We start from the raw sequence: 12,701 nt of genomic DNA on the forward strand, positions 1-12,701 counted from the left end.
TCAACTTAATATAAAAAACTCCATTACCTTGGCTATCCTGACTTTTAGCTTTATTAAGCAAACCCTACTTAGGGTTTGCTTAATAAGTCTTATGGGTGAAGGTAGGAGACAGGAGACAGGAGACAGGAGACAGGAGACAGGAGACAACCCACCCCTAACCCCTCCGGTGGAGGGGAGAAATGGGAATTTGGAGGAGGTAGGAGCGGGCGTTTTGTCCCAAGATTGTTCTGCCCAACTCTTGAGCAAAATCCTGAATTTTTGAACCATTACCACCTAAAACCTCGCACTTTTTCAATACCTAAAAAGGCTAAAACTAATATCACTCAATGCTTTCATATTTAATCAGCAAGCCCTACTTAGGGCTTGCTGAAAAAGTCTTTTTCAGGAGTAGAAGACCCACCCCTAACCCCTCCGGTGGAGGGGAAAAGGGGAGTAGAGAGTAGTTAGGAGAAACGAGGAATTAATTAGGAGCAAACAAAATCGTTATTGCTCGCGAACCTGTGTCAATGTTCCCACTCCAGTGTTCAGAGTAGATGTTCTCAGTGAGTCAGCCAACTGTGGTTCGGGTATATCCAAATCATCAAATTGTTCCAATGGAATATCTATAGGAATATCAGCCGCGTTGACCACAACCCCCAAAAGCTTAGGAATATATTTACCAGATTCGTCTTCATCATCACCTGTTAACTGTTCTATAACCTCTGCTAGTACACCTGATATAGTGAAATGTGGCCTAGCCACAATAATCATCCCATCAGTATAAGGTTCTAACATAAAAGCATCATTGTTTTTACTGATGCAAGGAGAGTCCAAGATGACAAAATCAAAACGATGTCGCGAATCAGAAAGTAACCTTTTCATCTCACTTGATTCAATAATACCTCCTGCTTGTTTCACAGGGCCAGGGCTAGGGATGACATACAAATTTTCTACTTCTGGCACTTGTTGGATACAATCATTGATGTCACTGTAATAACGAAGAGGTTCAATAGTTCTCTGTGGGTCGGGAACAATTTTAAGAGATTGAACTTTAGAAGGAGATCTTAAGTCTGCCTCAATTAAAAGTGTCCGCCTACCTGCTCGTGCAGCAGCGATCGCTAAATTATAAGCACAAAATGTTTTACCTTCCCCTTTTGCTCCACTACTCAGCAACAAAACTTTCAGAGGTTTAGTCCCTTGACGTTGTAAATTTGTGCGTAACTTTTCATAAGGTTCAAGATAAGGAGAATTATGCTCAACTAATAAGGGCATTTCCTCTATATCCATAGCTTCCATGTTGTCAAAATACATCACATCTGGCAATAGACCCAACAATGGTACATCTTTTTCCTTTAATGCTGTTTGAATTTCTTCCCAAGAATAGAACTTGCCAGAAAGCATTCCCAAAACAAAAATTAAGCCTCCACCAACAACTATGCCTGCTAGTCCCCCTACTGCCAACATCAAAGGCATACTTTTTTCTCCTCCTGGTTCACCCTTCTTAGCAACACCAGCTTTCTGAGCAATAGCTACACTACTAATTATCTCTGCCTCCGCTGCTTCAGCATCTTCTAAAGTCACTCGCATCTTATCCAAGCGAGACTTTTTCACAGCAACTTCTTCTTGCAACTGAGTTAATTTTAATTGCTTATTAGGAATAGTCGCATACTCAGCTAGCAAGTCCTGCTCAATTTGAATTGTTGTTTGTAGTTGTTTTTGTAGTTGCTCCTGCTGAGTTGTCAGAGCTATTAAAGTTTCCGCTAACTGTTGTCTTGTGGGGTCTAAAGAAGCATCAATTCTAATTGCCTCTACTTTTCTTAATGGTGCTGCAATACCATTACCTCCTAAAACTTCTGTAGCACGTTGTTGCAGTTGTTGTTCTGCAACTTGTTTTTGCCTACGCAACTCAACTACAGATGGATATTCTTCTGTAAAATCTAATAATAACTTATCTAACTCATTTTCTACTTGATACAACTGCACTCGTAGTTGAGCTATAATTGGGTCTGCTGCAAGTGCCCGCGCTACATAAGCTTGATCTGCTGTCAACCCTAACTGTGTTTCTAAACTCTTAATTTGAGCTTCTACCCCATCTAACTGAAGTTTAATCTGGTCTTGTTGTTGTCTGCTACCTGCGATCGCACCTGGTAAAGCTGCTGCCCTTGATGTAACAAGTAAAGCTTCCTCTTCCCTCTCAAATTTCTGTTGATCTTGTTGAGCTTTTTCCAATTCTTCTTTTGCTGCGGGTAAACGTTTGTTGACTTCATCAATAATTGCTCTTTGAGATGTAGTATTAATTTTTCGGCTTTGCTGCACTATTTGTTCCATCAGAGCATCTACTATTTCTATAGCTTTTTCTGTATCTGTATCTTCATAAGATAAAAAGAAGGTATCTGCTTTGAAAGCTAATTTTGCTCCTTTGAGTTTTCTTGGATCTACCAATACTTTTTCTGCTACTGTCTGTCTAACTTCATCATTTAGTAACATTTCTGGAGTAACTGCTTGAGCGTTTTGTTGTATTTGAGCACCAGTCTCAGAAAATAGTAAAATAGGACTAACTTTCCTTAATGTACCTAGAATTGTACTTTTTTCTTCTGGGGTTGGCTGCAAAGCAACTATTCCAGAAACACCTACTGCTACAGTGAAAGTTGCTACTCCTACCCACTTGTATAGTCCTAAAGCGATCAAATAGCGTTTAATAATTGGTATAGCCATAATCTAGTATTTTTTAATATATATATTTAGAAATGAAATTTTAACTCTTGGCTCTGTTGAATATTTTATTCGATATTAGCTAATTTATTTATAGCGCTGTGCACAGGTAATAGGCAACAGGGGGAATAAATTGCCGATAATATAAGATTTTAGCTATTGGGCAGCTCCCGCAATTTGTAAATATACCAGCGCACACTGCTATAGCTCTGCCTCATGAATTATTAGAAATCTCCAATAATAAAAAATCAAATTAATTATTGTACAGAAATTATCAATGATTTTCCCCTACTCCCTACTCCCTATTTTTTTATTCATTAGGGCTTGCTGATTAAATCTAAAAGCATTGATATATAAAGACTTTAGCCTTGTTGATGTCGAATTGCAGTGCGCCTGTTTCAGCTCTTCACGCTCAAAAAGGAGCGTATTTTAGGCGCATAGTTGGGCAGAACAATCTTGGGACAATTCTTACTCCTACCTCCTCGCTCCCAAGCCATTTCTCCCCTCCTGGGAGGGGGAGGGGCGAGGGGTGGCTTGTCTCCTGTCTCCTGTCTCCTGTCTCCTGTCTCCTCCCCCTACTAAAAGACTAGTGAAGCGCAAACCCTAATTATTATTCCTGTTGTTGTTCCGATTATTACCGCTACCCCCACCAAAAAACACATTAGAGGTATCTTGTTGCAAAGACCGGAAAAAAAGTACAAATTCTAGGGAACTCCTGATCGGAAGTGTATACTTTTCAAATAAATAGTTAATATTATCAATCCATGTTCTATCAATAACAACTATATCCTCATTCTGAAGTAAAATATTTTGAGAAGCATCGCCAAATATTGCATCTTTACCATTGAGTTCGCGTCTAACTATTTTTTTTGTTTCCCGATCAAATCGAATTAAATTAATTGCTTCCAAATCTGCTGACTCTAATGCTATACCATTCAGAATATCTATTAATCTACTACCGTTGGGAAGATTAGTAGTAGCAAGGGTATCGTTAGGACTACTGAAAATACGAATAGTAATATCTGGTGCACTCAAAGTCGATTTCCCAACTAGATCGCGGTCATAACCAAGATCCGAGCCTGGTTGCAATCTAGGTACAATTACAGCATCCCCATCCTTAAGAAGGATATTAGGCAATTCGGTAGAATTTTGCAAGGGAGTATATAAGTCTATTGTTTCTTCAACTACACTACCATCACTTAATTTCCGACGTACTAAAATGTTTCGTAGATCGGCAGTTAGAGATGCTCCACCAGAAGCGAGTAAAGCAGAAGATACTTGATTTGCCTGATAATAACCAGGTCTTTGTACTTCCCCATTCACAGTTACAATACCAGCAGGTAATGGACCTGCTTGGCTATAATTAGTTAGTAATTCCCGATCGCTATCTTGAGCTACAATAGAAGTCTGATAAGGTACAATCACTACGTCTCCATCTTCTAAACGTAAATTAGGAGGAGAACCACCCATTTGTAATGGAGTTAAAATATTAACTACTTGACTTACTACAGATCCATCAGCTAAAGTCCGACGCACTTCTACATTTCTTAGGTCTGCAGTAAAAGTGGTACCACCTGCTGCACTTAAAGCATCTGAAATTTGATAATTTCCTCCTACTGGATAATAGCCTGGTCTAGTAATTTCTCCGGCGATCGTGACTCGGACTGGACGTTGAACAACTAAGGATATGGAGACTTCTGGATTAATAATAAATTTATTTAATTCAGAGGTAATCTTTTCTATTGCTTCTAATATTGTCAAATCTTGCAACAGTACTGTTCCGACTAAGGGCATTTGAATAGTACCTTCCGGGCCAATACTTGTAGCTACATTTAGGTCTGGAAATCTCTGAACTTGAATCGAAATTTGGTCTCCAGGTCCTAGTAAGTAACGTCTCAACCGTAACTCTGGGTCCGAGTCAAAATTCGGGTTTAAGGGGGGAGAACCTATGGATGGTGCTTTAAGCTGTGAAATATTTTGCTGAGAGTTATTTGATGATGGGATTTGTCCATAAGCTCTTTTGGGAAAAACTAGAGCTGCGAAGGAAATAGTTACAGCACTAGAGTAGAAACTAGCCAATAATAAAGGAGTTAATTTTTGATAATAGCAGTTAATCATAGGGTTTTAGGTAGCTTAATCTGATTGAGTTTGACTGACTTGGCGATCGAATTTTTGCCTACATTTTTATCTTATAAAACCTCTCTCGCTAACTATTGGCAGATTATCAGGTAAAGATAGGGGACAGGAGGCGCTTATATTGTTCCTTCTGCCTTCAGCATAGCTGCCTTCATTTATTTGAATGCTTCTTCTGTTAATGATGCTTGAATTTTTTGTCCAATTGATGTGAGTTGTGACAGATAGGGGTCAATATCTTCTAAAGGTTCAATTGGAAATAAAATATTTACTGCGACCCAAGGCACGCGATTCCGAGATACCATAGCTAGTCTATCAGTCCAAAACCAATCACCAGGTTCTGGGCTACCACCTCCAGGCCAAGAGTACCATTGCATAACTGCATAAGTTTGTTTATTTGTCCAGCCTCTCAAGAATCTAGCTTCTATATTTGATATATTTTGCTTTCTTGAGTTTGTAGTACTATCTTCATCAGGAATCTCTGAGGTGAAACTAACTCGATTATATGAATCAGTCTTCCAACGATTAAACCCATTGATATCCATCCATTCTACTTGAGGCTTGTCTTTTGGTCCATTTTGAGTTAATAGTAACAAAATGACAGATTTATTTTCATTGTTAATTTTTTGAAGCAACCACTTATGATCGGCAATTGTTATTTCTTGATGAGATGTTGTTGTCCAATCAGGAATAGTTAATCCATTTTTTCTTACTTGTCTTAAGCTTTTGAGATTAGTAATTTTGGCAGTATTTTCCCATGACCATTTTCCTGCTACATAACCAGGCACAGTCCCTACTATTAAAATGATTAAAAGAAATACCAGCAATACTATTTGTGGAAATTTAGACTTTTGCAGATTTTTTAAACTATAAACCATATCGAAGAAGTAACGAAGTTAAGAAGGAAGAAGCAAAAAGTAGATGGGAATAGTCTTCTACAATAGAATTACTGTCTACAAACTCTAACCAAATTGTAGACAGCAAACGTAACTGTGGCCTATTATACCAATTTGATAAATGTTTGCTACACTTTCTTGAGCGTGGGGAGTAGGTTCATTAATGGATAATGGATCATGGATAATTACCTCTGGTTAAAACCGCTACGGAATTGAATATAAGGAATATTCTCTTTTTTTTCCCCTTAAAAAGGGAAGCTTCAAGGCGCGAATTATTTAATTATTAATTATTAATAATTAATAATTAATTATTCGGTAACTGGGGGGTAGGGGAGAAGCAAACATCAGAATAATTAACAATAACTGGGGTGCTAATTATCAAAAAAATTCCATGGTTCTGTGTTAATTACTTATAAGATATCGCCCTTAAGGACGGGGTTAAAATTTAAGTTTCACCTAAGTTGAGCATTCTTTTTTCACACTTGCTATTAAACCCATAATTTTTATTAATTTTTCGATATTTATTAACTAGAATAAATCTCAAAATTCTACCTTATAAATAGTTACCTTAATCAGCCTGATTGCTCGTTTCAACTGATGTTGTAAAATAACTGTCTACCGAATTCATCATCAAAACTAATAAACCCAACATACAAGCAGAATACATATCTCCACCCCATCCCTCATGCAACCAATGAAAAGCTTCATCTTGGGCTGTACCATGAAAAATTGTTAGTATAGTGTTTCGGATAATATTTGCAGTGACGCTAACCACTACTGCACTAGAAAGTAAAACAATTGTTTTCACACGACTAGCTATAGCGCCAGTCCAGTAAAGTAACATTAGTGAAACATAGAGGCTGGTAAACAACATTTTTAAACCTGCACAATGGGGGGCAACTTCGACGATTCTTTCCCCTACATATAGATATATTTGTTCTACAGTAACATCCATATTTAATTGTTTTAAAATAAAGCCAGCTACTGCAGCAATAAATTTTTGTAGAGGTAAGGCATAAGGTTCTATTAGATAAGGAATATGGTTAGGACTAGCAAGCAAAACGAAAATTAGCGGCATAACCATTAACTTTAATCCAGGAATTCCTTTAAACCAAAGACAAATTCCTGCTAGTATTAGTGGAAAAGATAAGTTTATTAAGTCTGGGATACCACTTACATACCAAGCTCCTGCCAGTCCTAATAATATGCCTCCTAATGGGTGAAAAATATTTGGTAATTCTTGCCATTTATTACGATTATTCCAAACAATATAACCAGCAAAAGGTAGACCTATTATTCCATGACTAAAGTATTCATGTTCTATACTTATACTTTTATTTAGCCAGCCATCATACCAATAAATGATTAGAGGAATATACATCAGAAATACTAAGGCAGCGATCGCTATTGTGAGTATGTTTTGTTCAATAGCAATGGGAAATTTTTGACGAGTTTGCATATTTTTTAGTTTTATTGATATTTATTCCAAACATTACAGTTTTAGAGGATATCTGAAGAAGTTTTTTGATAGTGAATTTTGCCCCCCGAGCAAGCCAACAAAGTTAATCCCCCTCCCGTCCCCCTTGGAAAGGGGGAAGCCAGATGTTGCTGCGCTTTTTGTCGAATGGGAACAAGAGTCAATTTGCTTGCTCTAGTCCCCAAATTTTGGGGGATGCGCGGGGGCATTGGGTGTAGCAAATGGAACTTCTCAGGCAACCTCTTAGACCGATATAAATATTTGAGATAAAAACTTCACAAATTCACTGGCTTTCAGCTTGATTTAAAACCTCCTTTAGAGAATTTTTCTGGGTTTCAGTTATTTATCAAGCTGGCTAATTTATGTTTGCGGAGCATTCCATCAGGAAAAGTTTTTTAAATTTAATTTTGGGATAATTAATATTCGGAGATAGCCAAAAAACTATGCTTTTCCTCTTATTTTTTATTCTGCTTTTTTTTCTACATTTATAGCTAAAATTAATTGTTTTTAGCTGATATTTTTCTGAGAAGACCCTGAATTTTAAAATCAATCAAATTAACAGTTATTAATTAACAATATTACTGATTGTCTCAACAACTTGATTAATTTGTTCTTCACTAATTACAGGATACATAGGTAGGGATAAAATCTGTTGACTGAGAATTTCACTATTGGGGAAGTCTCCTTGTTTATAACCTAAATTTTTATAGGCTGGTTGGAGATGACAGGGTATAGGATAATGTATACCAACAGAAATACCTTCGGCTGTTAATTTTTCTTTTAGGGTATCCCGGTTAATGGGAGATTCGTCCGTGACTCGAATCACATATAAGTGATAAATATGCCCACTCCCACTCAAATTCTGTATGGGAATAATACCTTTTTCTTTCATTGGACTGAGGAGGCGGTCGTATTTTTGAGCTGCTTGGTTGCGATCGCTATTCCAACTCTCTAAATAAGGAAGCTTGACATTCAGTACCGCGGCTTGTATTGTGTCTAGTCTACTATTAGTCCCTACTTCTTCATGGACATATTTACGCGGTGCGCCATAATTACGAATACTACGCATTTTATTTGCCACCTCAGAATCGTTAGTAATAACTATTCCTCCATTACCAAAGCAGCCTAAATTTTTACTGGGATAAAAGCTAAATGCCGCAGCAGTTCCTATACTTCCAGCACTATATCCTTCTCTTTGTGCCAAATGAGCTTGGGCTGCATCTTCAAATATAATCAAATTGTTAGCTTGAGCAAAATCTTGTAATTCACTAGGAGCTACCATTTGACCATAAAGATGTACTGGTAATATTACCTTAGTTTTGGAAGTAACGGCCTTTTGAGCTGCTTCTAAGTCAATTAAGGCATTGTCAAGATGACAGTCCACTAGAACTGGAATAGCACCAGCATGAAGTACCCCAATTAATGTGGCGATAAATGTATTAGTAGGTAAAATTACTTCATCACCCGCACCAATACCACAAGCTTGAAGTCCCAGTGCAATAGCATCCGTGCCACAAGCAACTCCAATAGCATTTTTCACTCCACAAGCTTCTGCAAATGAATGCTCAAATTTTTCTACTGCCTGACCAAGTATAAAGTCTCCTCTATCTAATACTGCCTGGATGGCATTTTCTAGCTCTGTTTTTAGTGGTTGATGTTGGAGCTTGAGGTCAACGAAAGGAATATTTTTTGCCATTATCTATAAATAATGTTGACGACTAAAAATTTACTCAGATGTATTAGCTAACTGAAATATTGATTTACACTATCTTTAAGTGTTTATGGTGACATTTTATACACTATCCTGACTATATTACCAAGTATAAGATAGCACAAATAACTTCTGAGAAAGAGCAAGATAGCCAATAATATTCAATAAATATTTTTATTATTGCTACAAATAATTAGGGTTTGCTGAAAAAATTGGTTAGTGGGGGTAGGACACGGGGACGCGGAGACAGGTCGATTTGTGGTTGAACAGGCAACAGTTTCGGTCATTTTATGTGAAGAAAATTTCTTGAATTTCAGCAGAAAATTTCAGTATTTTGAGGCAAATAAGAGCTAATAATTAGGAGATAAACTTAATATAAAAAACTACTAAGCCTTAGCTATCCTGACTTTTAGCTTTATTCAGTAAGCCATAATTAGGGTTTGCTCAAAAAGTCTTGTAGTAGGGAGACAGGAGACAGGAGAAATAGGAATGAGCGAGGAGGTAGGAGCGGGCGTTTTGTCCCAAGATTGTTCTACCATAGTCAGCCCAAAATACTAGCTTTTGAGGGTTTTCAACTAAAACAGGTGCACTTCTTTCTACCATAAAAATGCTCAAACCTTTATATATCAATACTTTTATAATCTATCGGTAAGCCCTAATTATTGTTTATATAAGTGAAAATAAAGCATTTGAATAATATTTATATGTATCATCTAATAATAGAAATTTAAAAATGTTACTATTATGCAGTATGCAAAACTACATCGATTTACTTGGGTGGCCATTCTTTAGAGGTTTTCGTTTACTAGCTGCCTGTGGAAACTATGGTAAATAAAATATACCTAGAAAATTAAATAAAGTTATGGGTTTTGTGGCACGGATATTTTTTAGGGTAGAAACTTGGCCGTGTCGTTCGGCGGTGGCCTTAATCCTAGAAAATTAGGTGACGGAGTATAGTCTGTTTCGCACAGCTTGGTTGTCGTGAAATCTAAAATAGGAAGGTTTTGGCTCTCCTAATCTAAAGTGTAGAGTAGTGGGTCTAGCACTTAGCTATTTCCAAGTCTCTTCAAAATATCAGGCTATTAACCGTGGGGCAAACCGTTTAGCCTCAGAGAATGTCAATGTCTAGTGTTAAGTTGGGAAAAAAATAAATGGCTTCAGCTACAGATAATAAAGAAAAACAAAAAGCTTTAGATTCAGTCCTGAAAACTATAGAAAAAAGTTTTGGTAAAGGGTCAATTGTCCGTTTGGGAGATTCTACCCGCATGAAGGTAGAAACAATTCCTAGTGGGGCATTGACTTTAGACTTAGCATTAGGAGGTGGTTTACCCAAGGGTAGAATTATTGAAATATATGGCCCAGAAAGTTCGGGAAAAACTACCCTTGCTTTACACGCGATCGCCGAAATTCAGAAAACAGGAGGTATTGCAGCTTTTGTAGATGCGGAACACGCTCTTGACCCCACTTATGCTGCTGCATTGGGGGTAGATATTGAAAATTTATTGGTCTCCCAACCTGATACTGGGGAGATGGGTTTGGAGGTAGTGGATCACCTGGTTCGATCTGTAGCTGTTGATATTGTTGTTGTTGACTCGGTAGCAGCATTAGTTCCTAGAGCTGAAATTGAGGGGGACATGGGAGATTCTCACATGGGTCTCCAAGCTCGTTTAATGAGTCAAGCGTTACGGAAAATTACAGGTAATATTGGTAAGTCTGGTTGTACAGTGGTCTTTCTCAATCAACTTCGACAAAAAATTGGTGTTGTTTATGGTAATCCAGAAACTACTACTGGTGGTAATGCTCTTAAGTTTTATTCTTCGGTAAGACTTGATATTCGTCGTACACAAACTCTGAAAAAATCTTCAGAGGAATATGGTATTCATGTTAAAGTAAAGGTTGCTAAAAATAAGGTGGCACCTCCATTCCGTATTGCTGAATTTGATATTATTTTTGGTAAAGGAATTTCTAGTGTCGGTTGTGTTATTGACCTAGCTGAAGAGACAGATGTAATTAAGCGTAAAGGTGCTTGGTATAGCTACGGAGGAAGTAATTTTGCTCAGGGTAGAGAAAAAGCGATCGCTTATATGGAAGAAAATCCTGACTTTGCCAAAAAAGTTGAAGATCAAGTTCGGGAAAAATTAAATCATGGTGCTTTGGTTTCTGCTAATTCTGTGGCACTACCTGATGAAATAGAAGAGGAAGAAGATGAAGCAGAAATTTTAGAAGAAGAGTAAGATTCATTAATGAATAATGAATAATGAATAATGAATAATGAATAATGAATAAATTGATAACTACCTCTGGTTAAAACCGCTCTTGATTGAATATAAGGAATATTATCTTTTTTTTCCCCTTACTCAGGGGAGGCTTTAAACCAGAATTATTTAATTATTAATTATTAATTATTCGTAATTATTCGGTAAATTTTAGCTTCTATTAAGAATTTCATAGTTGCAGTTATTTTATTATTATTAATCTCAAGATTATGCAACTATGATTTTTTTTCTTTTTGCTAAATTTGTCAATAGTTCATAGATAGCAATAGTATAGATAGGGCGCTGACCATAGACTTATAAATTTAGACAGGGAAATGTTTTTCCTACTGTTCCCTATTCCCTATTCCCTATTCCCTATTCCCTATTCCCTATTCCCTATTCCCTCCTATTTACTTCTTTTGTAAAAAATCAAGTAACTCTCTATTCACTGTATGAGGTACTTCCTGCTGAATCCAGTGGCCACATTCAGGGATAACTTTTAACCAAAAAGGAGCTGCAATTAGTTTATCTAAACCTTCTGTAAGTTTTTGACTTAAAAAAGAATCTTCTTTGCCCCACAAAACTAAAGTAGGTGCTGTAATTAATGATGGTTGAGGATAAAAGTTTTTGAGCCAGTTTTGAGGTAAAAGAAATTGACGGTAGTGATTAATTGCTGATACCAGCGCCCCTGGTTTTTCCAGAGCTGCTTGATAAATTTGAGTAATTTCAGTACTAAAGACACTCTTACGAATAGCTTGTCCCTGAAAAAACCCTTTAATAAATTCTCTTAAATTTTGCTGAATCAGCCATTCTGGAATACCAGGAACTTGAAAAGCTAATATATACCAACTTCGTCGTAGTTGATCTATATTTCCTGTTATTTCTTGAATCAGTTTTTGTGGATGTGCTGCATTCAAAATTGCCAGACGGTTAAGACATTGAGGAAACTTTTGGGCCAGATGCCAGGCGATCGCTCCTCCCCAATCATGGCCTACAATATGAGCTTTAACATAACCCAAACGCTCAATTAGTCCTCGAATATCAGCAGCTAGGGTATCTAAGTCATAGCCGTTATCTGGTTTCTCGGAATCGTTGTACCCTCGTAAGTCTGGTACTACAACTTTATAATGGCGGGCCAATGCAGGGATTTGATAGCGCCAAGAATACCAAAATTCAGGGAACCCATGAAGGAGTATGACTAACTCTCCCTCACCTTGAGTAACATAATGCAGACGTACATTATTGGTATCTACGAAAAAATGTTGCCATTGAGACTCTAGAAGACTCATAATTTGCAATCAACTCTCCAATCTATATACCACCAGACTCGTCTAATTTTATTAGTAGCTTTTGTCTGGCCAATGTTATATTTTTAACTTATGTATTTCTAGATTAACATCTGTTCAAGCTATGTGTAGTAAAATACGACATAAGTAGCTTTTCTTCTATGAATTACAGATATTGTAAGTTGCTAATTTTTATACAAATCTCAGAACTATTTTCCCGATCTACTTAGGCTTGATGGAATTGAAGAGGGA

The 12,701-nt window shown here is 37.0% G+C and carries 7 protein-coding genes; 1 reads left to right on the forward strand and 6 read right to left on the reverse strand.

The annotated features are described in order from the left end of the window. Positions 1-483: 483 nt before the first annotated feature. From F6K15_RS00555 to F6K15_RS00575, 5 genes are all read right to left on the reverse strand, one after another. Complete coding sequence (locus F6K15_RS00555; protein WP_293055747.1) at positions 484-2,694, reverse strand: tyrosine-protein kinase domain-containing protein; 2,211 nt, start codon at positions 2,692-2,694, stop codon at positions 484-486. Between the two features lie 600 nt (positions 2,695-3,294). Further along, positions 3,295-4,809 carry an SLBB domain-containing protein gene (locus F6K15_RS00560; protein ID WP_293055750.1) on the reverse strand — a complete coding sequence of 505 codons (1,515 nt, stop codon included), beginning with the start codon at positions 4,807-4,809 and terminating at the stop codon, positions 3,295-3,297. Positions 4,810-4,982: 173 nt separating this feature from the next. Further along, complete coding sequence (locus F6K15_RS00565) at positions 4,983-5,702, reverse strand: cyanoexosortase B system-associated protein (protein WP_293055753.1); 720 nt, start codon at positions 5,700-5,702, stop codon at positions 4,983-4,985. Between the two features lie 586 nt (positions 5,703-6,288). After that, entirely contained in the window at positions 6,289-7,179 is an 891-nt protein-coding gene (gene crtB, locus F6K15_RS00570; protein ID WP_293055756.1) for a cyanoexosortase B, read from the reverse strand. A 583-nt stretch (positions 7,180-7,762) separates the two neighbouring features. Next, positions 7,763-8,893, reverse strand: coding sequence for a DegT/DnrJ/EryC1/StrS aminotransferase family protein (locus F6K15_RS00575; protein WP_293055759.1), 1,131 nt, complete (start codon positions 8,891-8,893; stop codon positions 7,763-7,765). A 1,166-nt stretch (positions 8,894-10,059) separates the two neighbouring features. Between F6K15_RS00575 and recA the strand changes: the two genes are divergently transcribed. Beyond that, complete coding sequence (gene recA / locus F6K15_RS00580; protein ID WP_293055762.1) at positions 10,060-11,142, forward strand: recombinase RecA; 1,083 nt, start codon at positions 10,060-10,062, stop codon at positions 11,140-11,142. 431 nt (positions 11,143-11,573) lie between these two features. Here recA and F6K15_RS00585 read toward each other — a convergent pair whose 3' ends face one another. Further along, on the reverse strand, positions 11,574-12,452 hold the full coding sequence (locus tag F6K15_RS00585; RefSeq protein ID WP_293055765.1) for an alpha/beta fold hydrolase: 879 nt from the start codon (positions 12,450-12,452) through the stop codon (positions 11,574-11,576). Between the last annotated feature and the right edge of the window lie 249 nt (positions 12,453-12,701).

The sequence above is a fragment of the Okeania sp. SIO2B3 genome (assembly GCF_010672525.1).
Classification (GTDB): Bacteria; Cyanobacteriota; Cyanobacteriia; order Cyanobacteriales; family Microcoleaceae; genus Okeania.

What these genes read in the sequence shown, in the direction of transcription:
- F6K15_RS00555 (WP_293055747.1), bottom strand. Translation starts at nt 2,694, where the DNA reads ATGGCTATACCAATTATTAAACGCTATTTGATCGCTTTAGGACTATAC.
- F6K15_RS00560 (WP_293055750.1), bottom strand. Translation starts at nt 4,809, where the DNA reads ATGATTAACTGCTATTATCAAAAATTAACTCCTTTATTATTGGCTAGT.
- F6K15_RS00565 (WP_293055753.1), bottom strand. Translation starts at nt 5,702, where the DNA reads ATGGTTTATAGTTTAAAAAATCTGCAAAAGTCTAAATTTCCACAAATA.
- crtB (WP_293055756.1), bottom strand. Translation starts at nt 7,179, where the DNA reads ATGCAAACTCGTCAAAAATTTCCCATTGCTATTGAACAAAACATACTC.
- F6K15_RS00575 (WP_293055759.1), bottom strand. Translation starts at nt 8,893, where the DNA reads ATGGCAAAAAATATTCCTTTCGTTGACCTCAAGCTCCAACATCAACCA.
- recA (WP_293055762.1), top strand. Translation starts at nt 10,060, where the DNA reads ATGGCTTCAGCTACAGATAATAAAGAAAAACAAAAAGCTTTAGATTCA.
- F6K15_RS00585 (WP_293055765.1), bottom strand. Translation starts at nt 12,452, where the DNA reads ATGAGTCTTCTAGAGTCTCAATGGCAACATTTTTTCGTAGATACCAAT.